The sequence below is a fragment of the Moorena sp. SIO1G6 genome, assembly GCF_010672795.1.
GTDB classification, from domain to species: domain Bacteria; phylum Cyanobacteriota; class Cyanobacteriia; order Cyanobacteriales; family Coleofasciculaceae; genus Moorena; species Moorena producens.
The window spans coordinates 634,671-657,486 of sequence record NZ_JAAHFZ010000001.1 but is presented as its reverse complement, the minus strand read 5'-3'; the positions used below and the strand labels follow the sequence as shown (position 1 = coordinate 657,486).

The following is a 22,816-nucleotide window of genomic DNA, read 5'->3' as shown; positions in this document are numbered from 1 at the left end:
AGATTAGCGATCGCACTCTTATACACACTTAACTCTTTTTGTCAATTTAGGGCGATCGCCTCTCTATGCACACTTGACTCTTTTTGTCAAGTTTTATGTTAAGAAAGATGTTTATAAAGCATAGCTTAAAAAAGGGGGGAGCCATACTCAAAGTCCCCCTTTTTTAAGGGGGATTTAGGGGGATCTCCGAGTTTGAAAACACGCCCTAGGGGGGCTAAACCATACCCAGAATCAGCAACGCCAAATAAGCTGACGACTGACGGCTGACGGCTGAATGCTTACGTTTTGTTACACAAAAGATGACAATGGTGTATAACTAGATGAGAATTTTTCTGATCATCTGGATTGGACAATTTCTCTCCCTAGTAGGTTCTCGCTTAACTCAGTTTGCCTTCAATGTCTGGTTGTTTCAAGAAACCGGCTCAGTTACCCAGTTCGGCTTACTGGTTTTGTGTGGTAGCTTGCCTAGTCTACTCATTTCCCCAATCGCAGGGGGATTTGTAGACCGCTGGAGCCGTCGCTGGACGATGATTATCGCTGATTTTTGTGCTGGTCTTTGCACCTTAAGCATAGCTTGGTTATTCATCACAGGAAACCTAGAAATTTGGCACTTGTACATCATCGAAGCTCTTAGTTCTTGCTTCAGCACCTTTCAGGCTAATGCTTATGCTGCTGCCACTACTCTGCTAGTACCAAAAGAAAACCTACCTCGTGCCAGTGGCTTAACCAGTTTGGGGCGGGGTGTATCTAAACTGATTGCACCAGTTTTGGCAGGTATATTGCTGCCCCTTGTTCACATCCCAGGCATCATTGTCATTGACTTTGCTACTTTATTTTTTGCCATTGTTCCCTTGATGGTAGTTACATTTCAGGAATTAAATAATCTAGATGAACAGACAGGGGACAAATCTTTTTGGAAGGAGGTTATCTATGGCTGGAATTTTCTAACTACCAAACCTGGATTGCTAGCATTATTAATTTTTTTTGCTAGCAATAACTTATGTACAGGAATATTTAATGTCCTTACTACTCCCCTAGTTTTATCTCTCACCTCCCCTACTGGTCTTGGGATTGTTTTATCCATTGGCAGTTCTGGAATAGTATTAGGTAGCCTGATGATGAGTATCTGGAAAGCTCAGGAGCATTACATCAAAACTATATTTGGCTTTACCCTCCTAGCAGGTCTTTTCATATTTTTGGCAGGTTTACGCCCTTCCCTGTCTCTATTCACGGTTTCTGACTTTTGTTTGTTAGCTACATATCCGGTTATTAGCGGTTTAGTGCAAGTCATGTTTCAAAAGAAAGTACCTCCAGAGGTACAGGGAAGGGTTTTTGGTTTGAAAGCTCCCATTGCTAGTTTGGGTTTAACCCTTGGTTATGCGATCGCTGGCCCTCTAGATGATCTGATTTTTGAACCTCTGATGGCTCCTGATAGTATTTTAGCAGGAAATATAGGAAAAATAATTGGAGTTGGCCAAGGTCGTGGAGTTGGTCTTCTAGACATTCTTATCGGTTTAGTAGTAGTTGTTGGAACCATTGCGGCTTATCAGTATCCTCGCCTCAGATTGCTGGAAGAGGAATTGCCCGATGCTATTCCTGATGAACCTTTTGCTACTTCTAAGTTTTAAAATTTTGACTGCATGCTGTTTCACCCGGTGGGTGGAACGGGCATCTTGCCCGTTACAATCGGGCTGGTTGTCAAAACCAAGCACGAAGAGGCGGAAAATTAGGGCGACCGCCCCTAACGCACCTTACAAAACTATCAGCCAGAAGAAAGAAGAGGTAATATCATCTCAGGATAATTACCCTTAATAAAAATCTGCCCCATCTCCCCATCTCCCCATCTCCCCATTCACACCGATATTTTTTCCATCTCCCTAACCAGGGGTAAAATTTCCTTACCAAAGTAGGTCATTGTTTCCAGTTCAGGCCAACCAGAGAAAATGAACTGAGAGCAGCCCATCTTTTTATATTCCATGATTGCTTCAGCAATATCAATCGGGCTTCCGACAAGGGCCATAGAAGACGGTCCATGGGCAGGTACAGCACCCTTCCATAACCAAGGGGTAAGCCAATTACCATCAGCTTCTTCTTGATAAGCAAATTTTATTGATTGGAAATCAGAGTTCTTAACAAATACTTGATCAATCCATTGTTTATTGCCAGTCTTAATCAAAGAATAAGCAGCTTCTATGGCTTCTTCACGAGTAGGTCTAGCAATTATAGAACCACGTAGACCAACCTCTATTCCTTGGTCAATTATGGTTTTAACACGTGGTCGCAGTTTATCTGGGGTATCGAAAAGAAGTAACCAACAATTACCTTGCTTTACAGCAAGTTCCTGTGCCCCAGGCGAACCGCCACCGATGTAAATTTCTGGGGAATTCCTCTCTGGTGCCACAAAAGGTGTACCGACTTGCCCTTCTTCAATATGGTAGTAGGTACCTTTAAAAGTAAACCCGCCATTTTGTTGCCACAACCCTTGACAAATCTCTAAAAATTCTTCGGCTCGCTGATAACGTTGATCGTGTTCGAGAAAATCGCCATAGTAGCCTTGCTCTTTTTGGGAATGACCCATAATTACATTTAAACTCACTCTGCCATTGCTTAACGCAGAAAGGGTATTAATTTGTTGGACAAACAAGGTAGGTGAAATTGCTCCGGGTCGATAGGCAACCATGAATTTTATCGTTTCTGTTGCCATTGCTAAAGCAGTGGAAAGTATAATTGGATCTGGTCTGTAATAGCCGAAGGCAGTCAACAGGGAATCAATACCAATTTCTTCGGCACGGCGGCAGAAGAAAAGATTATTCTCGATATCTGGTAAATTCACTTGTTGCTCAGGTGAATTACTTGGCTGGAGTTTAGCATCTTGTGATACAACTCCTAACCTATTTGCTTGTGCGGCTAATCGCCAGTGAAATCTCAATGAGTTCATCTTCAAAAAAATCGCTAGTTTGGAAAGTATTTAGCTTTAGCTACGGTCGGACAAATGTCTCGGCGACTTTAGTTGCAGTTCCTTTACGAGGCAGGGGAGTAACTGTTCCGTAGTTAGCCCTGGAAGCTACAATAATTAGTAAACTTTATAATTATATGATTGATTGTATATTATTTATAGCGGTTTTTAGTTTAATGAGGTACACAAAATTTTTTCCTTATTCCCTATTCCCTATTCCCTGCTCCCTAAAACCCAGGACGAAAGTACTTGATAACTATGAGAATTCCTATAGATTGTTACAACTGGCCTAATTTGTACTCCCAATTCAATAAATTAGTTAATTAATTAATTGCTATTTAAGCAGCGAGGTCTCAAAGCTGTGACCTTGATTATGTTTGCTTTCTAGCTACTCTTGTCACCCCGCCACATTGAAAACTTACTTAATACATGGTAAATTATTCCTTGACTTAAAATAGTACAGACAATGAATCCTTCATCAAGCGAAACTAAACCCGCTCCTGTTGAACAAGAAATCAATCTAGATGCTAGTGAACTATTGGGAACCTGGAAGAATACTAACTCCCAGACTAAGAATATCACCAAAGCAATTATCGAATTTGACGAGGGACAACTGACTATTCATATTTTTAGTGCAGGTAGCCCTGAGCTTGATGATTGGGGAAAAGCAAAATTACAAGCCTTTACTTCAGATCAATCGTCTCCTGTGGTTGGAGGATTTATTACCCAATATAGTCGAGGTTTTGTGGAAACTTCAATCGCTGCTAACTGTAAAAGAGGAGTTTTAGTACTCCAAGTTTATAACAGTTACAAGGATAGTAACGGCAAATTTAACGATTTTTCACGGGAATTTTTCCACAAATAATTTTCTTAAATCTAAGTATTATGGCACAAACAATGACTAAAACAAAAGTAGATATTAGTAAGTTTCTGGGACGTTGGGTTAACACCTATAAGGAAACAAAAGGAATAGCCTCATTTGAAATCTCTAGTCAGGATGGTGTTCCTAAATTTCGTGCCTTTGGATCCCAGACGAGTCATGCTCCTGGAGATTGGGGGGAAGTTGAAATTATTCCTTTAGCAGCTAGTCCAGATGGTGGTGTGGCTAAGGGATTTCATATAACTTATGAAATCAACCAGGTTAAATCATTACTAGCTGTTAATGAAAATAAAGGTTTGTTGATTATCGCAATTTATTTTTTACCGAGTGAAGGTAATGGTTACTTTTCTAGGGAATTCTTTTTTCTTGAATAAATAGCCAAATTTTTTCAGTATCATTAGTTGTAAGTATTCAGCTATCAGCTATCAGCTATCAGCTTAAGCGCTACGGGCACGCTACTTGATGTGCTTATGGGCTACGGGCACGCTACTTGATGTGCTTATGAGCATAGGGCAAGCTACACTGAACAGCTTTTGAATAAAATCGGTAAGCATTGGTTTAATCTGAGTGAAGTCACAGGGCTTGTGGCCTGTGCCATAAAGCTGACTGCTGACTGCTGACTGCTGAATGCTTACAATTAGTTTATCGTCATACTATGGCTACCATGGCGATAACCTATAGTCCTCACCTCTTGGTAGCGATAGTTATCTTCAAAGTACCACAAAACAAGTCCCCACAAGGGCAAATCCCCCCATCTATTGCTATAAATACAGCTTGACTCATCAACTTTAGTTTGAAATTTTCTGAAAATGTCATTATTTCTAAAGTATTGACAATTGATGAGCATGCAATTAGTGTAAGGACACTTGACACTATTGTGATCTTCTTCCAGCTTATTTTTTAGTTCAATATTATTCTCATTTACAAATTCTTGTAAGAGTTTTGTCATACCAAGAGTCACATCCGGTACATCGAATTTTCTAAAGTAGGGGGAGATAAATACTTGATTTTTTTTCTCCATCACCTCGACTATATCGTTATCAAATTTATGAATAAAACAATCTTCATCTATTCTGATCAGATATTGGTAGTCATTGGTGTAGTCTAAAAAATCTATAAACCAAAAATGACACATATGCTTATATCCTAGTGTAAACTGACTAGATCTACTCGTTGGAGGACATAAATCATTGTTAATTTTATTTTTACAATTATTGAAGGCTGTTCTGGGATATTCAGTTTTAATATTGATGAACTTTATTTCCATTTCTGGGGTAAAGCTTTGAATATATTCCTGGTGAGCAACTGATATATTGCCCTCATGAAATAAAATGTTATCAAATTGATTACTAATATACTTGTTGATTGATGTATTTCTGGCAATCAAGTCTTGATAGTTTTCTTTTTTTTCATAGCCCTTAGTCAAAGCAACGACAGCAATCGATTTTTTATCCATGTTACCCATTATTACTTGCCGTGATTGATATTTCTTTTTCGTATTCTTTAAGGTAATTAGCAGCCATTGTTCGATAATGAAAGTCTCTCATTGCCTTTTCCCGACAGGCTTGAGGAGAAATTTCATCCAGCCTTTCCACTGCAGCAATATAGTCTTTTTGCCTGTGACAAATAAAACCAACATCAGAGGAAACTATTTCCTTAAAAGCTCCATGATGACTACAAATTACTGGAGTTCCTGAGATTAACGCTTCAGGCACAACTAAGCCAAACGGTTCGTTAATTAGTGTTGGTGCCAGAAGTGCTTTGGCGGAAGCGATTAATTGCGCTTTCTGTGGTCCCCGTATTTCACCAACAAACTCAACTCCTTGCTCCTGGCACATGGCAGCAAATTGCCGTTGATAAAATTGGTTTTTACTCGAACCTGCGACCACTAGCTTGATGCCCAGTTCTTGGACTAAGAGTAAGGCGAGACCAAATCCTTTCAAGACAGCTCTTTCTAAACCGCAGACCAAAAAGATGAAATAATCATCTTTGGTTTCAGAATAAATGAATTCAGCAGGATCTATACTATTGTAGACATAGCGATCGCAACCATAGCTTTGGGCATGGGAGCGCGAAACAAAAATCAAATTCTCTTTTGAGAGCCCTGAAATATCATGGTTTCCAAAAGGAGCTTGGAAGGTTCTGACCCAAGGCTTACCATGGGAATCGAATGCACGAGATGGGGGAATATCTTGAGGTTGTAAAATATCAACGTCAAACATTCGCTCCGTAACCTGATTAACGCTGTCTGGTAAAGGTTCTATAATTTCATTATTTCTGAGATCGTAGAACACATCATGCCCCAGTTCTGCCAAGCCTTTAGCGAGCAAATCTGTAGTGTGTTGGGATGCAGTGCCATTAATCTTGGCTGGATATTGGTGATTACTCGATATGTAGATACGCATTTTTTATAAAATCTCTTTTACTCTATTACAATTTTACATCTGCTGGCTCTAATTTGTTAGATTTAAATTCCTCTTTTTCCTGAGGCAATAATCCGCTGGATTGGGTTCTGTATAGGTAGGCAAAATGTCCGTTCTTTGATAGCAGTTCATTGATTGAACCATCTTCGATAATCTTTCCTTCCTGAAATACCAGAATGCGGTCCATAAAGCTGAGGGTGGAGAGGCGGTGGGCAATGACAATGGCAGTTCGTCCTTCGATTACCTTTTTTAGGGCATCCTGGATAGCTTGTTCAGTGATAGAATCCAGGGAAGACGTGGCTTCATCTAGGATTAGGATAGGACTATTTCTGAGCATGGCTCTAGCGATCGCAATACGTTGCCGCTGCCCCCCTGAAAGTTTTATTCCTCGTTCTCCTACCAGGGTTTGATAACCTTTTGACATTTCTGTAATAAATTCATGACAACAGGCTTTCTGAGCAGCTTCCATTACCTCCTCATCTGTGGCATCCAAACGGCCATAGCGAATATTCTCGATCAGGGTACGCTGGAATAAAGAAGGGTCTTGGGGAATCAGGGCAATTTGACTGCGTAGACTCTCTTGAGTGATTTTATTAATGGGTTGATTGTCAATGAGGATTTGACCCTGTTGAATGTCAAACTGACGTAAAATCAGCCTGGTAAAGGTGGTTTTTCCTGCCCCTGAAAATCCAACAAGCCCTACTTTTTGTCCAGGTTCAATTTTCACGGATAAGTTTTCAAATACCCTGTAACTGGAGGGATAATGAAAGCTAACGTCTGCAAATTCGATAGCCCCTGCTTTCACTTCTAGGACTTCGGCTTCTTCGAGATCAGTAATCTCATGGGGTTGAGATAATGTTTCAATAGCATCTGTACAATTACCAAATTGTTCAATTAGATCTGCCAGTTGTTTGACAAGTTGATTGGCTTGATTGAGAAAGTTGGTTAGAATGGTAACAATCAGGACAAAATCTCCGGCGGAAACCCATTGGTGTTTAAATCCATAAACGAGAAGTAATAGAACCATAACTTCACTGATTAAGATGGTAAAATCTTTAACAGCAAACGCTTTGATTGTATTTAGTTTAAGATCAATTTTTTTATCAATAGTCTCATCCTGATGACTAGAAAATAAAGCAATTTCTTCTTGCTCATGGGCAAAAGATCGCACAACATCATGGTTACCTAAGACATCAGTTACCAATCCAGAGATATTAGCATTAGACGCTGAGTGATTTTTTGCTTTATTGTAAAGTCCTTTTGCTAAATTAGGAGCAACTAACCCGATAAATATTAAGAACCATATTACAAAAAATAAACCGATAATTGGGTGGACTAAAACAAAAAAAATAAAGACATATACAAACTTGATTGCTACACTGGCGAAGTTATTAAAGCAAACATTAGCAATTCGATTGAAACTAGTCACGAGAGTAAACAACTTGCTCGAAACTGCTCCAGATAAGTTATTTTGAAAAAAATGACTGGAATGTCCTAGAGTATACTTCAAGAACGATCGTAAAATAACTCGATGACAAGTCGATATAGAGAATATATTAATCCAGTCTCGAAGCAGAATCATCAGTTTCGCAAAGACTAGACAACTGATATAAATAAGGACAGGACTTAAAAAGTCTCGGTAAGAAATATTACCTTTTGCCTGAGCTGCTATAAAGCCATCTAGGATTACTTTTAATTGGTAAGACTTCAGCATTACTAATGAAGCCCCAATTACCGTTATAACGGCCAAGGCAATAAATTGCCACCGGATTTTATTATCGGCTTGCCACAAAACATACCAAAAGAATTGTTTGGTGCTTGTAGGAATACTGATGTTTTCCTCTGGAATTTGAGTGTTTTCCTCTGGATTTTCCGTGTTAAGCAGTTTTTCTTCCATTACTGTAAACTAAACTGTAAACTAAGCTTATGTAAGTATATAAAAACTAGCAATGTAAAGAATGGACATGCTAATGGAAATGAAGTTTAGGTGTCAGGTATTAGATTTAAGAACGAGACAGGAGCTAAAATCAGCTTCTCCCTAGGTAGACAGCCCATACAAATCAGTATACACTATTCATGATTCCGAATTTTCCCCAAGGGACCTGAATATGGCTTCAGTGTACCATATCAGTTCATTAATAAAGGATTTAAGCTTGGTTTTAAACCCTAAATCGGATAAATTACCATCGATATCAAACATTTCTTGAACATGGGAAATAGGTAATTTATCTGGAATGGGCAAACCGCCTAAAGCCAGGCAAACTAATCGCAATTGTGCCAGACAATTAAGTCCTCCAAATCCCCCAGAAGATAAGGTACAAATACCAATCGGTTTATACCTTAGAGCCTGGGGTTCAAGATAATCAAGGGCATTCTTTAATACTCCTGGGTATCCATTTTTGTATTCTGGAGCAACAATCAAAATACCATCCGCTTGGCTTAGTTTAGAGCAGAATCGTGATAAATCAGGGGGTAAAATTTCCATTTCCTTTAATCGCTCCTCTAGCATAGGTAGCTTATACTCAGCCAGGTCAATTATTTCAGTTTTAATCGGATAGTTTTGAGATAATTCATTGAAAATGAACTGAGCTACCTTCAAGCTTTGTCTTCCCGTCCTACAGCTTCCTAAAAGAATAGGAATTTTAAGGTTTATTTGCCTTGATTGTTCCATAGAGATAGCGGTTGAATGTTGAGGGTTAATAACCTATAATTTTAGGATTACTCCAGTATTATCATAAACCGAGTTGATTGTGATAACGACAGCTAAATGTTATGATTTTATCACAATCAACCAGGTTTATTGACCGAGGCACTAGCAGTGCGGTCATAGCCACTAACGCCATAGGCAAATTTCTGGCTGGCGAGCTCCCTAATGACTTGTTGATCGGCAGTTAGATGGAGGATCATGTAAAAATCCTGTTTGATTTAAGCAATTTATTCCTCTTAAAATTTGATAGTATCTTAAAAAGTGCTAAAAATCAAATAGTTAACCATAAACAATAGATGATGACCCCCAATTTAGCGTTTATTACCTGTATAGAATCAGGCCATCTAGAAAGTCAGTCTCTACTACTATATGAAAGTATTCGCTGTTACGGAGGTCGCTTTAGTCAATGTCCGATCTACGCTTTCTCTCCTAGGGTAGGTCATGAGATTTCTCCAGAGACGAAAAAATCCTTAGAAAAACTTAGTGTTGAGCATATTGACTTGGTACTAAATGATGAATTCACCCACGACCCCTACGCCAACAAAATCTTGGCTAATGCTTATATTGAGAATCAGCAAAAACACGATTTTTTAGTATTTATCGACAGTGATACGTTATTTTTTCGCGAACCAACTGCATTAGAGTTACTAGATAGTTATGATGTTGCTGTCCGGCCAGTGAGTTGGAAATCAATCTGTACTTCTGGTTCGCCAGACGATCCCTATGATAATTACTGGCATCTTTTGTGTAAGTATTGCGGTGTCGATTACGAGAGTATCCCCTTGATCGAGACGTTTGTGCAAGGGGTTTTGATTAAAGCTTGTTATAACGCTGGCTTAGTAGCAGTAAGAGCGAGTAAAGGCATATTTAGCAAATGGCGGGACGATCTGATCACTGTTTACCGCCAGGGACTAGAGCCAAAGCAGGGTTCTGTTTGGCCAAAAGATCAAACTACTTTATCAACAGCTATCTGGGGAATTACGGACCGGGTTCAGATTTTGGAACCTGTCTATAACTATCCGATTATAAATATTAATAAACGACAACCATTATTACAATTTAATAGTTCTCATCCCCTCATTCACATTCATTATCATGGCATGTTCAAGGCTGAAAATTTACCGACTAATCCTTTATTTCAGTCCAATTTTGAACTGGAAGCAGAACTCAAAACTTGGTTATTAGCAAGGTTGCCCTTAGATTCTGTGCCATTGCCAGCAACAAAACTGTAATCCACTGGCAAATCGTAGTTGTATTGACTCAGATCAATCCCGATTAACTCGGAGGTTATAGCATTACTTTCTTGATAGTAATCACCAACAACTTCAGTGATTGTTGCCATGAGCTTACGTTTGATAGCTGAGTTACAGGGTTTAAGAATAGCTAGGGGTAATTTACTCTCCAGTTCTTGCAAATAACTCACAAATCGACGATTACAAACCTTTAAAGGCAGTAATGGACTGGGATTGAGTTGTGAAGGTTTCATAATCAACGGATTTAAAGTACCCATCAAGAGAGTTGCCATCCATGACAGTGAACTGTTCACACGGTCATGATAAGGCAAGGTTTCAACAATAGCCGCACAATCTTTAATTCCGTTGAACTCTAGAATTTGCGCAACAAAGCGTTTGGGATCGGTTTTAAATTGCTCGTAAGGTAAGACTAGTACATTCGAGCGACCGAACAGTTTTTGATAGTAATCTATCAGGAAATTATAGGCAAAGTGGTCGAGGCTAAACAGCGGTATTTTATAACCTCGAAGTGTCGGTTGTCCGATGTAATTGCGTAGAGAACATGGACCACTGGCACGTACATATTGATTGTAAGTTGAAAGAATCATCTGCTTTTGTTCCCTAATCACAATCAGAATGCGAGCCTTGGGAAACAAGGCAATCAGTCTATCCGCGATTTCTTTGCTGTCGTAACCACCTGAATGGGGGTGTCCAGATAAGCGTTCCAGGGCAATAACGGGAATTTGATCATTTAAGCTTGAAGGAATAGAGCTTTGAATTTGCTCACTACATTTTGCTAGATCAAATGCCAACGGATGGGGGCCAACGATTTGATGTCGCAGCGAGGGGTCACTCCACCAAATGAAGCCTGAGGACGGATTTTTAAAAAGGTGACGGTCAAGCCAAGAGGAGCCAGTTTTAAAATAACCAATAGCAATTAAAATATTTTGCGAAATCATAATTTTATAGCGTTCCTGGGCACAAAAAATTAATTAGTTTATCCGAAAAAATGCTCAGATACAGGAGCGCAAATTTCTTCTATTAGAGCAATATCCGTCTCCTGCAAAGCTTGGATCTCAATCTTTTCTTGCTGTAGCCAGGAACTATCCAAGACAGCAGAACCATCAGGAGATCGTTTTTTTGATAAAAGCCGCGCTCCCCTTTGGTATTCATCATCAAAACATTGGATTACCGGGTAGTCTACTGATAGTTTAACTTCTTTCCCCTCAATTAAACTGAGAATTTTTTCTACAGTTCCTAGGGGGGATGAACAAACCTGATCATAACTGACTATTAAATTAAGCAAGTTTTGATCTTGTAACAGTTTACCATTAATAGCTTTCCATTGATGAGCGCATTGAATAATTTTGTTGTTATCAATTAGCTGTTGCCAGTTTTTAGGTTTTACCCCCCACCAACCTTCTTCTGGCTCATATCTATATCCCTGACGACGTGTAAACCTTTTCAGTAAAGAAAAGATATTGGGAACAGGTTTACGCACGATACCAACAATAAAACTATCGGGAAAAAGTTTTCTGAGCCAGGGAATCCGAACTGTATTATAAGGATTTTTGTTGACAATCAGAGCTGATTTTATTTCTAGATTTGCTAAGCGCTCTAGTAAACAATTTTTGATTTCTTCGGTAGCATCATTCTCCCCAATTTCATGACCCATTTCACCTCCACTCCTTTGATAAATCGTTCCTGCGGGAAAACCACGGGGAGTAAAGGGTGGTACATTGCCCCAAAAATCCTGTCCTTCTCCTTCTTCAAATGGATGTTCTACTAATCCAGATTCAGCTAGGAGTTGTCTTAAGAGGAATGTTCCTGATTTTTGGAGACCAACAACTAGAATAAATTTTGGTTCCATTTTTTATTCTTTACACCTGATTCATTAACAAATGCTATAGCTTGAAACTAGCCGGTTGGAATCTTTTTATTATAAACTCCTCTTGTTCTTTATATTTTTCAGTTAAGTACTCTGCTACTTTTTCAGGTATATCCATTTTGGGGCTATTATTGAACAGAGAGTTCATCGTAGAATTAAAAAACGTCTCTTCGTACTTTATCTCTAAAAAGTCACAAACTTTTTGGAGGAGATTAGCAGGATTGAGGCAAATATCATCGTAGAATAAATAAAGGATTTGCTCTTGAGCGAAATATTTTTCATAGTTAGTTATCGTTATGGTATAGTGCCCCTTAAGTAAACTATATTTGGCATCAATCATCTCGATCCACTCTTCATAACTAATCTGTTGATGATCGAGAGTATCCCAACGCCTTGAGGTAACGACCTGTGACCAGGCTCTTTTGATGGGGTTACGTAAAAGATAAATAATCTTAATATCGCCTAATAAACTTTTGATGTGTTTAACACCTAGTTCTGGTAAAGCTGAATAGGCAGGGGTTATTTCACCTATAGCATCTTGAGATGTCGCATCTTTAAATAAAGACAAATACCACTGGTCATCTTTGACTTCAGAAAATGCCAGATGAGCCAAAAACTTAAGGTAGCTATAGCTAATAGTTTCTCCCTTAAGTTTTTTGTTTAGCTCCCTGTTCAACGTCGATAATCTATTTCTTTCTATTCTGGTTACTGTACTTTTATCCAGATGAATCTCATCGAAATAGTGTATTTCTTTATAAGCAGGTAGCCATATTTGAGGGTGCCCCTTGAGATTATGATATAACCAGGTTGTCCCGGCTTTTTGAGCCCCAATACACAAGAAATTAGGTTTACTAGCGTTAGTAGCCATGTTCAACAAAAATGAATTTTTGCTTATGATCAATAGTTACTTTAAATCAGCACCCACAGCCAGGGAGGTATCAGTAAAAGCCACTAAAACATCATTTTCTATTTTGCCATTTTCATAGCTCAGGGAGTAATTATGATTGATTTGTTTAAGCTTTTCAATGATGTCATCTTTGACAACTGATTCACCCCAACCTTTTTGTGATAGTAGACGCAGATCATCAATTAGGATGGTATGGTTTTTTATGGGATGATTAGCGATCGCATCAAGTTCCTCGTACAGGGGGCAAGACTTTTTACCTTGATAACCCAGTGTCTCGTGAGCATCTAACCAGAAGGTTATTGGACGGTCTATGGTCTGAATTACCTCTGTTAAACAAGATAATGAGTCTCCTAAAATGATTTCTACAGTTCCTTGATCAATTTCTGATTTAAATCGTTGTACCGAATGCTCATAAAACTCTTGAGAAACTTCGATACTGTAGATCTTGGTAAAGCCTGATGCTAAAGCAGCAGCAATTCCGTGGCCCTTATAGGTTCCGGTTTCAACAAATATAGGGTTAAGATATTTGGCTAAATCAAATTGGATTGGCATGTTTTACAAATAGTTTAAAAATACTACATGTGGGGAACAGGTTGCCCACGTTACTGCTAGCTATAGAGTGAGTAGGTTAATTATAGCAAAAGATTTTACCTACCTGCAAAAACAACGTCTCCGGAGACTATTTACTATCTATGAAACACTTATTTCAATAAGTTTACCACCCTCTATTCCATAACTAATTGTGCAGTTTAGATGTGTGACAGCTTAACAAAACTAAACTAGTTGATTTTTAATCGGTAAACCTATAGCCAAAGGTTTCAATATCTTTTTGGTAAATTTTTCCTACAAATTCTTTGGTTTCATCGTCATAATACTCCAAATAAGGTTTGTACTCCTGTTTGTAGCCCTTTTTAATCTTGTTTTGTTTATTTGAATTCAGATGAGGAAGTTGAGAGTCTTCTATTCCCAGCTTTTGACAGACAATATTAAAATCTGCTTGCAGGTTCTCAAATTTGCCCACAAAATCCACTAAACGATTTCCTTGAGAGTCATAAAGGAAATCATACTGCGGTAAGACATGTCGAGAGGCATCACTATAATCATCTGGTTTGGGAAAATGGTTGAAAACAAAGTCCTTAAATTCAAATTTGTCTATATATCTTTTAAAAATATATTCAGATGCTAATCGTTTCCAAGGATTTCGGACAAAAGAAAATTTATAATAAGACTTGAATTGTTCTGGTGTCAGGTGGCCAAACCTAACATATTCTTCTGCTGTTAGATGGGAGAGCTGCTCCGGGCCTAGTTTCGGATCTCTATTGGATCTAAGCAGCAGCATCTCTCTGGTGACACCAAGCAAGGTATAAAAAAAACTCTCAATGCTTTCTCCAGCCACTTTGGGGATATGAACAAAAACACATTGAAAATCGTTACAGAGCATAACCAAACATGCTAATTTCTTTACTAAATGTCTCTTGGATTTGTTTTTGGGTATTTTCGTCTAAAATTTCGCGATAGCTTCGCTGATCTTTTCTAGTAGAAGCTTTAGCTCTAGGCAATTGTAAAGTTTCAGGTAGCCCTAATCGAATCCTTAATTGTTCTAATTCTTCATTGAGATTCTCATAAAGACAAACTCTATCTACGGCGACTTCTCCCTCAATAGTATACAACTTAAACCCCATCCTCCTTAGGTAAAACAGAGGTTTGAACTCTGACTCCACGAACTCAGCAATGGTTGGACGTGGTTCTAGCTGATAACGCCAATAGTAATAGGATACAAAACGATCCCAAGGATTTCTCTCGAAACAAAACTTGTAGTAGCTGTTCCAGACCTCATCTCCAATCAAATTTTTGATACCCGCAGCATGAATATGATTATAAAAACCATTAGATTGATAGTTTTGAGCACCTCGATAACCTAATTGCTTTCTCATTTCTTCCTCTGGGTAAATCGGGGTGATAATGTCTTCGCTACCACAAAATTTAGATAAAGCGATTTCGATGCTTGTTCCAGCAGTTTTGGTTGTTTTTATAAAAATGAATTGGTACTTGTGAGAAATAATCATTAGCTTAGGGGTAAATTAAAGGAATGCCACCTAACTCAGCAGCATATTCACTAAAACTAGAGTAGTAAGAACCGATCATTTTTTGGCACTTAGAAAGCAAGTATAGATCTATCACAGCATTTTTGACAGGTGTTTGACGTTTATTATCACTATTAAATCTTTGACAATAGCTAATAATTTTGTTTGGAAATTTATGGTAGATTAGCTGTTGGGTAATTTTATTATCTGTAGCCAAAAAAAACTTGGAGCAGCCATTATATATTTCTTTTTCTATTGCGCTAATAAACATCTCATCCGAAGAAAAATTTGATTCTAGCTTTTTGTATTTTAGATGGTTGAATAAGTCCGTGCGTCGAATATGTAGACCAATGATATTATCTATCCAATGCTGTTGTCTAAAATTCTCTAGAGCTTGACGTAAGTCTTGTTTAGGTTTTAGTTTCCTAACAAATTCTAGGTACTGCCTTCCAAATGTTTCACGATCTAGCTCGTCCTTAAGATATCTTTCATAGACATTCATGCCTATATAGGCATTCTTATCTAAATATACGTATAATGTTTTGGCAGAATTTTCGCTACGAAAAAGTTTTACCATTGATTGAGGAGATATAGTGGCACAGACAGGTTCAAACAGTTCGTGAAAATAACAGTTACAAGCATCTTCAGGATACCAGCACAGAAATAAGGGAATATCCCAAAAGTAGCTCAGGCACAGGTAAGAACACAAGATACGCAAACGGTTGCACAGACCACCTATTGCTGTATGTAAAATAATTTTTTCATAGGGCGGTTGATTAATGGTAGCAACAGAGGCAGCCTGCTTGATGACCTTCTTAATTCCTCGATAGGCTGAGGTATTGTGGCTAGACGTTAAATTAATTGCTTTTTGATAAGCTTCTAAAGCTTCCTCTAATTGTTTTGGGTGTTGTCTAAGCAAGTCTCCTAAAGCGATATAGGTATCTGGATTACTAGGTTCTAATTCGATCTGCTGCTGACAAGCACCCAACAATTCCTCATAGCTTTTGTCATAGCTTTGCTGTGTGGTTAATTCACTCTGTTCAAAACTGAAGTTATTTTTCACAACTAATCTTAACTAGTGTGCAGGGATGATACCAAAACAGCCTATTCTAATCTCTTCCTAGCAGGTTAACTAGGAGTGTCTATCAGACTCATATTCTCATACAAATGTACAAATGATTAACTTGAGCTAAAACGTTAATAAACTTAATATATCCATTTTCAGGGTAAGGGCCAGAAAAATTGAGCCAAAATGTGATATTGGGCTATGTGGTGGGGACTATGTGTTAGCCCTCAAGGGAAACCAGTTGTGTAGGGTGCGTGATAAGACGGGCTGTCGCTGATTTTCTCGGTAGGCAGTATTGAGACACTCCGTCCCGTAACGCACCACCCACCGGGTAAAACAGCATGCTAAAACAAACTTTTCACAAATCCTCCATCAACTTGAATACAGGTTCCTGTGATATAACTCGCTTTTTCCGAAGCCAGAAATACTGCTAAATTAGCGACTTCTTCTGCGGAAGCTGGGCGACGGAGGGGAACACTTTTCATCCATTGCTGGATCACTTGTTCCCGAGAACTACCCTGTCTTTTCGCTACTTCATCAGCTACTTCATAGAACTTATCCGTAACCGCAAAGGAAGGGCAGATACTATTAACCAGAATGTTATGCTGCCCCAATTCATTAGCAAGGGTTTTAGCATAGGCGACAACACTTGCTCGTTGGGAATGGGCAATCAGCATCCCTGGCTGTTTGGCTGCTACTGAAGTCACAAAAATTATCCTACCCCAAGACTGTTTTTTCATCAAAGGCAGCAACGCTTCAGCTATAGTAACCTGACTCATAAAGGTGAGATCGAATGATTGCTGCCAATCCTCCTGGTTTAGTTCATAGTGGCGCTTGTAGGGCATCCCACCCACGTTATTGACGACAATATCAATGGTGGAAAATTGATTGGTAATGCCCGTTAGCAATTGGGATATACTCTCTTTTTGCTCAAGATCCACTGGGATAGGTGTAATGACTTGTCCTGTCTTGGCTTCTATTTGCTGGGCAGCCTTGAGTAAATTATCCTTATCTCTACCGCAAATTATCACTTGACACCCTTCAGCGGCCAAGCCCTCTGCGATCGCTCTACCCATGCCTCGACTCGATGCCGTCACTAAAGCGATTTTGCCTTTTAGTCCTAAATCCATAAATGAACTAATCCAGCATAATTAACATCTGGCTTCTAAAATCAACCGTTCTTTTTCTCCTGTCAGGGGACGGTGATAGATGAAATTTTCGTTCTCAACGGCTTCAAAACCAGCGCTAAGTAACTCCGAACGCAAATAATCTGCCGAAAACCAATAAAAGTCTTTCACCCTTGGGTGAGGATGTACAGGAGCATTAATCACTGCTGAATCATTAGAAATCAGCAGAATACCCTGGTTAGACACTAACCAATCTCGTAAACGACTGAAGAGCTTGGTTAAACCCACTCCTGGTTTGTATAAGTGTCCAACTACCCCATCACAGTAAATTAAATCAAAATTTTTGTGTTCCGGTTCCCACTGATTTATATCAGCAAAAACCACGGGCAATCCTTTGTTTCGCGCAATTTCAATGGCATCTTCATTCACATCATTGGCTATGACATGATACCCTTTTTTATGTAAATCACTTTCCACAAAAGCGTTACCCGTGCCAATACTTAAGATATTGCTTGTGAGTTCGTAGTTAACCAAAGATTCAATTTTTTTGGTAATGAATTCTCGGTAGTTTTGGTCGTAAATTGTCGGTGTGATCGAGTCTTTATAGGCGTTTCCTTCTTCCCAGATAGTGTAAATACTTTTACCTTGCTCCCGGAGCTGGGAATAGTAATTGTCTGTGGATAGCTGTAAATTTTGGTTCATCTTCTTTACAATTAGCCTTTGGGATTCTTAGTATGTGCTAGGCTTGCTTCCCGTAAGCATTCAGCCGTCAGCCGTCAGCTGTCAGCTGTCAGCCGTCAGCCGTCAGCTTAAAATAAACCTATGCAGACCTATGGCCACGCTAAGGGAACGGGAGAATTTAATATTGATAGAGAAGCATGAGAATTGAAAGTCTGGGTAAAAGCCCATTGCCCATAAGCTGAGAGCTGATCGCTGAGAGCTGATCGCTGATCGCTGAGAGCTGATCGCTGATCGCTGAGAGCTGATCGCTGAATACTTACGGATTCCCTTATCCACGCTGACCATTGATGTATTCTGCTGTAATCGAATGTTGGGGATTCTGGAAGATTTGCTCAACTGGGCCAAATTCAATTAAGCGTCCACAGCCAGACTGAACCCAAAATAACCCCACATAGTCTGCAATCCGTCGAGCTTGAGCCAGGTTGTGGGTGACAATCACCACCGTGTATTTCCCCCGCAAACTAGCAATCAAGTCTTCCACAACCCCACTAGAAATGGGGTCTAGGGCACTACAAGGCTCATCCATCAAAATAATTTCTGGAGCCAAAGCGAGGGTACGGGCGATGCAAAGACGTTGTTTTTGGCCTCCAGAGAGGCGCAATGCTGAGGCTGTAAGCCTATCTTTGACTTCGTCCCAGAGCTTAACATTTGTGAGCACCCTCTCGACAATTCCATTAATTTTCCGACGCTCTATAATACCATGCTCTTTCAACGGAAAAGCAATATTTTTCCAGATTGAGAATGGGAAAGGATTTGGTTTCTGCAAAACCATACCAATCCGACGGCGGAGAGCGATAGTATCAGTTTTAGGGTGAAGAATATTTGAATCCCCCAACCAAACATTACCATAAATTAGGCAGTTGGGGATGAGATCGGTTAAGCGATTGAGACAATACAAAAAGCTGGTCTTGCCACAACCAGATGGGCCAATCAAGGCAGTGATAGAACCCTGGGGAATTGACAGAGTGATATCGTCTAGGGCCTGTTTCGAACCATAGTATAAACTGAGCCGATCCGTGCATAGGGTAGGAAAGCCCCAGTTGTCCATAGGAGGAGAGATGACTGGTTTTGCCTGGGATGAAAACTGACTCATTAATGTTAGTTACGATACATTTTTACTCCTGAAGACTGCGATCATGCCATTGCTTCCCTAGGTAAATCGCTGTGGTATTGATCAACAGGATAACTATAACTAATATCACAGCCGAGGCATAGGCATTATCATCCCCGCCAGGGACATTCATGGATAACTCATAAATATGCAACGACAAAGCCCTTCCAGAATCAAATAAAGAGGTAGGTGTGCGATCGACATAGCCACTGGTGTAAATCAACGCCGCTGTTTCAGCGATTACCCTCCCAACTCCCAAAATTAACCCTGCTACTAAACTGGGAACAGCAGCAGGTAACAATAGATGAATGAGGGTGCTAGTGCGTGAGATTCCCAAGGATGCAGCCCCCAAACGGTATTCTTCAGGAACAGCCCGCAGCCCTTCTTCAATAGAACGAATCAAGATCGGCAGCACCATACAGGCCAAGGTCAATCCTCCAGACAGGATAGAGAAGCCAAGACCAAGGGTAACACAGAAAAAGGCATTGCCAAACAAACCAAAGACAATCGAAGGAACTCCTGCCAACATATCCAAACTGCGTCGCACCAACCGACTAAATAAGTTATTGGTGGCGGTAAATTCAGCTAACAGGATGGCAGTTCCCAACCCCAGGGGCAGGGCTACTGCCAGGCAAACCCCTAAAATCAATGCCGTTGAAACCAATATGGAGGCAATACCTCCTTCTCGACCAGCATTTTCAGGGTCTGTGGTCACGAATTCCCAAGAAAGATGGCTAGATCCATACCAAACCAAATGCCCTAGAATTATCGCGAAACTAGCGGCGACGGACAAAGCGACGAACCAGACAATGATCCTCAACACTCGGTCTCGATAAGCAATCTTGCTGCGATGCCGATGATTGCGAGAGTCACTCAAAAATTTCCGTTTTTTAGAGCCTTTAGACGGATGGGCAGCATGAGAGTGAGAAGAAAAGAGAGCCATGGAAGCTGACACTGCAATAACTCTGTAGTGGATGGTTACCCAACTCAGGGGCAATTATACTAGTAAATGTGTTTTTCTTCTGCGATCGCTTCTGCCAAGAGCGCCAGAAACAGACTCACTGCCAGCAACAACAATCCAGTTACAAACAGGGATGAACGATGATTGCCCAGGGCAAAAGCCATTTCCAAAGCAATGTTAGCGGGTAAGGTGCGAATCGGAGCGAACAGTGTATCTGGAATCTGAGGCACATTACCACAGACCATTAACACCAGCATCGTTTCCCCAAGGGCTCGTCCAATGCCTAGGATAATGCCAGTAAATACCCCCAGTCGCGCAGCCGGTAGCATGATGCCCAAAATCGTCCCCCAACGGGACAATCCTAGGGAAGCGGCTCCCTGCCAATAAACTTGGTTCATCTCTGCTAACGTCGCGTCCACGGTCAGGGCAATAGTAGGAATAATCAGTAGAGCTAACATTAGTACTCCTGCTAGTAAACTGGTTCCTGGTGGATGGAGGCGATTAATCAGTGGCACTAACACGACCAGTCCCCATAGTCCATAAATTACTCCCGGAAATCCCGCCATTAACTCCAGTAAGCGACGGTAGAAACTAGCGAGGAAAGGAGGAGCGTAATAGTGGCAGAACAAAGCCGACAAAATCCCAACGGGAGCCGCTAGCACTACTGCTCCTGTTACCACCAATAGGGTACCCACCAACATTGGGGTGAGGTTATAGAATCCTTGAGCGGGACTCCAGCTAGCATCGGTCAAAAAGGCTAATATCCCGATTTCATCAAGAATCGGTAAGGATTCAATGATCAAGAACCCTGTAATAATCACAACGAGTATACCTACCACAGAGGCAATTCCTCGTACAGTCCACCCTAAAAACCGATCAATTTTTCGGGGGCACAAATTTTTGTAGCCGAACGATATCATAATTTTCTTCACCCTGAACAAATGTGATGAACTGCTTTGCTAGTCCAGTGGGGTTTCCTTTTGTCACCAGAGTTAATTGCCGAAGCAAGGGAAAACTGCCATTAGCGACTGCTTCACTGGTTGCTTCAACGCCATCCAGTGCCAGAAGCTTGATGGATATACCCTCCTGCATACTATATTCCGCAGCACCAATGGAGACGTATCCAATAGCATTGGGATTACCTGCAACAGTTTTTATGCCTTGTTGATTATCCCCAATTACCACATCCGCCTTCACCTGTGAGTTATTCACTCCAAAGTATTCCAGAAATTTCTTTAGTGTTGAGTGTCCTTCTGCTCTGTGGACAAAGGTGATCGGGGCATCATTTTTATTTAAGCTTTGCCAATTTTTGATTTGACCAGTGCTGATGGCCTTAACCTGTTTCCTAGTGATTTCTGTTAAGGGGTTATCACCATGAACAATGATGCTAATTCCATCCCGTCCAAGCACAAAAACTTCCATCCCAACGGCTTCATCTTCTGTCAAAGTCCGAGAAACCATACCAATATCAGAAAGTCCTTGTTGCACATCTGCTAGTCCACGAGAGGAACCACCGGTTTGTACATCAATACGAATCCCTGGATTTTGCTCTTCAAATCTTTTACCCAAAGCTGAAACTAAAGGAGCAACAGTACTTGCTCCTGTTAAGATTAGCTTTTGTTGCCCAGACCCAACCTCAGGAGATTGAGTACAACTCTGCAAATATAGGCACAGAAGCAGGATAAACGAACCTAGTCTAAATTTCATCAATGTGTTATTAAGTAGCAAGGTCTCAGACCAAGTAAATCATCATAAATTATAAGTTTACATCGGTGGTGGGTTAGCACCCAATATATCCCTGTCGGTGGGCAGTGCCGATTCAACCGATCAAAGGCATTGGAATTGCTGTTATGCACTGCCCACCCTACGATAATTTACGATTAATTTTCTCGATAATATATCCCTGTCGGTGGGCAGTGCCGATTCAACCGATTAAAAGCATTGTAATTGGTGTTAGGAACTGCCCACCCTAGGATAATTTACTGTATTGATTATGCGATCGCGCTTTCCCACAGCGATCGCTAATTTCCCAGCTAAACCCCAACTGGAGATCCCCCCTAACCCCCCTTAACAAGGGGGGGACACTTACCACACTTTCCACACTCCCCACACTCCCCACACTTCCTGCTCCCTGCTCCCTACTCCCTGCTCCCTCAAAAAGAATTTGTTACAAAATTTTTCAAAATATGCTATAATATGCAAATTTTTGTGCTACACTTAAAGTGTGGACAAGAAAATCCACGGGAAGAGCCAGCCTAAGAGTTTTCGCAGGCTGCAGGCTGGCTCTGGGTCACCTTTACAGGAGATAACTTAATAATATGTCCCATCGACGCCTATACCCATGGGTAATGGTGCGCTTATTGCCACCGATGCCACCAGTGGTTTTCGCTCGGTTCGACAACCCTGCTGATGCGAAGAGCTATGTGCAGGTGCTGAAACTGCTGATGCCTGGTGCCAAGTTTCTACTTTTTTTGGATTACCGAGTAATTCTGTAGGGTGTGTTAGGGGCGGGCTTGCCATCATGTTCAACCTCATAGCAAGTGTTGGGAAAGCCCGCCCCGTAACGCACCACCCAAGGTCTCACCCTCATTTTCGCGGTAGCCATGGTTGGGACAGCGCGTCCTAAAATAGTGATCACAGGCAAGATGCCTATTCTACAAAGATCTCAAGTCCACCCATTGGGTCAAACAGGTGGGGATCCCCCCTAACCCCCCTTAACAAGGGGGGAACTGT

General features: G+C 40.5%; 24 protein-coding genes. 5 read left to right on the top strand and 19 right to left on the bottom strand.

Annotated elements, in window-relative coordinates; translation table 11 throughout:
- Nucleotides 1-320: 320 nt before the first annotated feature.
- The gene (locus F6K63_RS02880) at nt 321-1,628 is read left to right on the top strand and encodes an MFS transporter (protein ID WP_287310689.1); all 1,308 of its coding nucleotides are present in this window, start codon (nt 321-323) and stop codon (nt 1,626-1,628) included.
- 224 nt (nt 1,629-1,852) lie between these two features.
- Here F6K63_RS02880 and F6K63_RS02875 read toward each other — a convergent pair whose 3' ends face one another.
- Nucleotides 1,853-2,938 carry an LLM class flavin-dependent oxidoreductase gene (locus F6K63_RS02875; protein WP_287310687.1) on the bottom strand — a complete coding sequence of 362 codons (1,086 nt, stop codon included), beginning with the start codon at nt 2,936-2,938 and terminating at the stop codon, nt 1,853-1,855.
- Between the two features lie 484 nt (nt 2,939-3,422).
- On the opposite strand from F6K63_RS02875, the gene F6K63_RS02870 reads away from it, so the two are divergent.
- On the top strand, nt 3,423-3,821 hold the full coding sequence (locus F6K63_RS02870; protein ID WP_287310685.1) for a hypothetical protein: 399 nt from the start codon (nt 3,423-3,425) through the stop codon (nt 3,819-3,821).
- Between the two features lie 20 nt (nt 3,822-3,841).
- A complete protein-coding gene (locus F6K63_RS02865; RefSeq protein WP_287310683.1) occupies nt 3,842-4,210 on the top strand; it encodes a hypothetical protein in 369 nt (122 codons plus the stop codon).
- A 263-nt stretch (nt 4,211-4,473) separates the two neighbouring features.
- Here the strand turns inward: F6K63_RS02865 and F6K63_RS02860 are convergent, their stop codons facing one another.
- The 4 genes from F6K63_RS02860 to F6K63_RS02845 form a co-directional block, all read right to left on the bottom strand.
- Nucleotides 4,474-5,292 (bottom strand): glycosyltransferase family 15 protein, encoded by an 819-nt coding sequence (locus tag F6K63_RS02860; protein ID WP_287310681.1) that lies wholly within the window; start codon nt 5,290-5,292, stop codon nt 4,474-4,476.
- A 1-nt stretch (nt 5,293) separates the two neighbouring features.
- Nucleotides 5,294-6,241 (bottom strand): glycosyltransferase, encoded by a 948-nt coding sequence (locus F6K63_RS02855; protein ID WP_071104904.1) that lies wholly within the window; start codon nt 6,239-6,241, stop codon nt 5,294-5,296.
- A 25-nt stretch (nt 6,242-6,266) separates the two neighbouring features.
- Nucleotides 6,267-8,156: an ABC transporter ATP-binding protein gene (locus tag F6K63_RS02850; protein WP_287310679.1), complete on the bottom strand. Its 1,890-nt coding sequence runs from the start codon at nt 8,154-8,156 to the stop codon at nt 6,267-6,269.
- A 177-nt stretch (nt 8,157-8,333) separates the two neighbouring features.
- Complete coding sequence (locus F6K63_RS02845) at nt 8,334-8,930, bottom strand: NADPH-dependent FMN reductase (RefSeq protein ID WP_287310677.1); 597 nt, start codon at nt 8,928-8,930, stop codon at nt 8,334-8,336.
- Between the two features lie 332 nt (nt 8,931-9,262).
- On the opposite strand from F6K63_RS02845, the gene F6K63_RS02840 reads away from it, so the two are divergent.
- A complete protein-coding gene (locus tag F6K63_RS02840; RefSeq protein WP_287310676.1) occupies nt 9,263-10,198 on the top strand; it encodes a GT-B fold glycosyltransferase domain-containing protein in 936 nt (311 codons plus the stop codon).
- Here F6K63_RS02840 and F6K63_RS02835 read toward each other — a convergent pair.
- The 14 genes from F6K63_RS02835 to F6K63_RS02770 form a co-directional block, all read right to left on the bottom strand.
- Nucleotides 10,105-11,157, bottom strand: a complete 1,053-nt coding sequence (locus F6K63_RS02835; RefSeq protein WP_287310675.1) for a sulfotransferase — start codon at nt 11,155-11,157, stop codon at nt 10,105-10,107. The genes F6K63_RS02840 and F6K63_RS02835 overlap by 94 nt on opposite strands.
- Before the next feature lie 38 nt (nt 11,158-11,195).
- The gene (locus F6K63_RS02830) at nt 11,196-12,068 is read right to left on the bottom strand and encodes a sulfotransferase family protein (RefSeq protein WP_287310674.1); all 873 of its coding nucleotides are present in this window, start codon (nt 12,066-12,068) and stop codon (nt 11,196-11,198) included.
- Nucleotides 12,069-12,102: 34 nt separating this feature from the next.
- Complete coding sequence (locus tag F6K63_RS02825; RefSeq protein WP_287310672.1) at nt 12,103-12,954, bottom strand: sulfotransferase domain-containing protein; 852 nt, start codon at nt 12,952-12,954, stop codon at nt 12,103-12,105.
- A gap of 36 nt (nt 12,955-12,990) precedes the next feature.
- Nucleotides 12,991-13,545 (bottom strand): hypothetical protein, encoded by a 555-nt coding sequence (locus F6K63_RS02820; protein WP_287310670.1) that lies wholly within the window; start codon nt 13,543-13,545, stop codon nt 12,991-12,993.
- 238 nt (nt 13,546-13,783) lie between these two features.
- Entirely contained in the window at nt 13,784-14,389 is a 606-nt protein-coding gene (locus tag F6K63_RS02815) for a sulfotransferase family 2 domain-containing protein (protein ID WP_353812820.1), read from the bottom strand.
- 34 nt (nt 14,390-14,423) lie between these two features.
- Complete coding sequence (locus F6K63_RS02810; RefSeq protein WP_287310667.1) at nt 14,424-15,059, bottom strand: sulfotransferase family 2 domain-containing protein; 636 nt, start codon at nt 15,057-15,059, stop codon at nt 14,424-14,426.
- A 4-nt stretch (nt 15,060-15,063) separates the two neighbouring features.
- Nucleotides 15,064-16,140, bottom strand: coding sequence for an O-fucosyltransferase family protein (locus F6K63_RS02805; RefSeq protein WP_287310665.1), 1,077 nt, complete (start codon nt 16,138-16,140; stop codon nt 15,064-15,066).
- Between the two features lie 347 nt (nt 16,141-16,487).
- Nucleotides 16,488-17,273: an SDR family oxidoreductase gene (locus F6K63_RS02800; protein WP_287310664.1), complete on the bottom strand. Its 786-nt coding sequence runs from the start codon at nt 17,271-17,273 to the stop codon at nt 16,488-16,490.
- Nucleotides 17,274-17,294: 21 nt separating this feature from the next.
- Nucleotides 17,295-17,972: a class I SAM-dependent methyltransferase gene (locus F6K63_RS02795; RefSeq protein ID WP_287310662.1), complete on the bottom strand. Its 678-nt coding sequence runs from the start codon at nt 17,970-17,972 to the stop codon at nt 17,295-17,297.
- A gap of 307 nt (nt 17,973-18,279) precedes the next feature.
- On the bottom strand, nt 18,280-19,059 hold the full coding sequence (locus F6K63_RS02790) for a phosphate ABC transporter ATP-binding protein (RefSeq protein WP_502708272.1): 780 nt from the start codon (nt 19,057-19,059) through the stop codon (nt 18,280-18,282).
- Nucleotides 19,060-19,126: 67 nt separating this feature from the next.
- Nucleotides 19,127-20,065, bottom strand: coding sequence for a phosphate ABC transporter permease PstA (gene pstA / locus F6K63_RS02785; protein WP_287310659.1), 939 nt, complete (start codon nt 20,063-20,065; stop codon nt 19,127-19,129).
- A 59-nt stretch (nt 20,066-20,124) separates the two neighbouring features.
- Nucleotides 20,125-21,003 carry a phosphate ABC transporter permease subunit PstC gene (gene pstC, locus F6K63_RS02780; protein ID WP_044494041.1) on the bottom strand — a complete coding sequence of 293 codons (879 nt, stop codon included), beginning with the start codon at nt 21,001-21,003 and terminating at the stop codon, nt 20,125-20,127.
- Complete coding sequence (locus F6K63_RS02775) at nt 20,960-21,790, bottom strand: phosphate ABC transporter substrate-binding protein (RefSeq protein WP_008187171.1); 831 nt, start codon at nt 21,788-21,790, stop codon at nt 20,960-20,962. The genes pstC and F6K63_RS02775 overlap by 44 nt, the downstream gene beginning before the upstream one ends.
- Before the next feature lie 262 nt (nt 21,791-22,052).
- Complete coding sequence (locus F6K63_RS02770; RefSeq protein ID WP_287265625.1) at nt 22,053-22,202, bottom strand: hypothetical protein; 150 nt, start codon at nt 22,200-22,202, stop codon at nt 22,053-22,055.
- Between the two features lie 199 nt (nt 22,203-22,401).
- Here F6K63_RS02770 and F6K63_RS02765 point away from each other — a divergent pair, with 199 nt between their 5' ends.
- A complete protein-coding gene (locus F6K63_RS02765; RefSeq protein ID WP_287310657.1) occupies nt 22,402-22,578 on the top strand; it encodes a hypothetical protein in 177 nt (58 codons plus the stop codon).
- Nucleotides 22,579-22,816 lie beyond the last annotated feature (238 nt).

Excerpts from the sequence above, each read along its gene's own strand:
- F6K63_RS02880 (WP_287310689.1), top strand. The coding sequence starts at position 321 with ATGAGAATTTTTCTGATCATCTGGATTGGACAATTTCTCTCCCTAGTA.
- F6K63_RS02875 (WP_287310687.1), bottom strand. The coding sequence starts at position 2,938 with ATGAACTCATTGAGATTTCACTGGCGATTAGCCGCACAAGCAAATAGG.
- F6K63_RS02870 (WP_287310685.1), top strand. The coding sequence starts at position 3,423 with ATGAATCCTTCATCAAGCGAAACTAAACCCGCTCCTGTTGAACAAGAA.
- F6K63_RS02865 (WP_287310683.1), top strand. The coding sequence starts at position 3,842 with ATGGCACAAACAATGACTAAAACAAAAGTAGATATTAGTAAGTTTCTG.
- F6K63_RS02860 (WP_287310681.1), bottom strand. The coding sequence starts at position 5,292 with ATGGATAAAAAATCGATTGCTGTCGTTGCTTTGACTAAGGGCTATGAA.
- F6K63_RS02855 (WP_071104904.1), bottom strand. The coding sequence starts at position 6,241 with ATGCGTATCTACATATCGAGTAATCACCAATATCCAGCCAAGATTAAT.
- F6K63_RS02850 (WP_287310679.1), bottom strand. The coding sequence starts at position 8,156 with ATGGAAGAAAAACTGCTTAACACGGAAAATCCAGAGGAAAACACTCAA.
- F6K63_RS02845 (WP_287310677.1), bottom strand. The coding sequence starts at position 8,930 with ATGGAACAATCAAGGCAAATAAACCTTAAAATTCCTATTCTTTTAGGA.
- F6K63_RS02840 (WP_287310676.1), top strand. The coding sequence starts at position 9,263 with ATGATGACCCCCAATTTAGCGTTTATTACCTGTATAGAATCAGGCCAT.
- F6K63_RS02835 (WP_287310675.1), bottom strand. The coding sequence starts at position 11,157 with ATGATTTCGCAAAATATTTTAATTGCTATTGGTTATTTTAAAACTGGC.
- F6K63_RS02830 (WP_287310674.1), bottom strand. The coding sequence starts at position 12,068 with ATGGAACCAAAATTTATTCTAGTTGTTGGTCTCCAAAAATCAGGAACA.
- F6K63_RS02825 (WP_287310672.1), bottom strand. The coding sequence starts at position 12,954 with ATGGCTACTAACGCTAGTAAACCTAATTTCTTGTGTATTGGGGCTCAA.
- F6K63_RS02820 (WP_287310670.1), bottom strand. The coding sequence starts at position 13,545 with ATGCCAATCCAATTTGATTTAGCCAAATATCTTAACCCTATATTTGTT.
- F6K63_RS02810 (WP_287310667.1), bottom strand. The coding sequence starts at position 15,059 with ATGATTATTTCTCACAAGTACCAATTCATTTTTATAAAAACAACCAAA.
- F6K63_RS02800 (WP_287310664.1), bottom strand. The coding sequence starts at position 17,273 with ATGGATTTAGGACTAAAAGGCAAAATCGCTTTAGTGACGGCATCGAGT.
- F6K63_RS02795 (WP_287310662.1), bottom strand. The coding sequence starts at position 17,972 with ATGAACCAAAATTTACAGCTATCCACAGACAATTACTATTCCCAGCTC.
- F6K63_RS02790 (WP_502708272.1), bottom strand. The coding sequence starts at position 19,059 with ATGGACAACTGGGGCTTTCCTACCCTATGCACGGATCGGCTCAGTTTA.
- pstA (WP_287310659.1), bottom strand. The coding sequence starts at position 20,065 with ATGGCTCTCTTTTCTTCTCACTCTCATGCTGCCCATCCGTCTAAAGGC.
- pstC (WP_044494041.1), bottom strand. The coding sequence starts at position 21,003 with ATGATATCGTTCGGCTACAAAAATTTGTGCCCCCGAAAAATTGATCGG.
- F6K63_RS02775 (WP_008187171.1), bottom strand. The coding sequence starts at position 21,790 with ATGAAATTTAGACTAGGTTCGTTTATCCTGCTTCTGTGCCTATATTTG.
- F6K63_RS02765 (WP_287310657.1), top strand. The coding sequence starts at position 22,402 with ATGTCCCATCGACGCCTATACCCATGGGTAATGGTGCGCTTATTGCCA.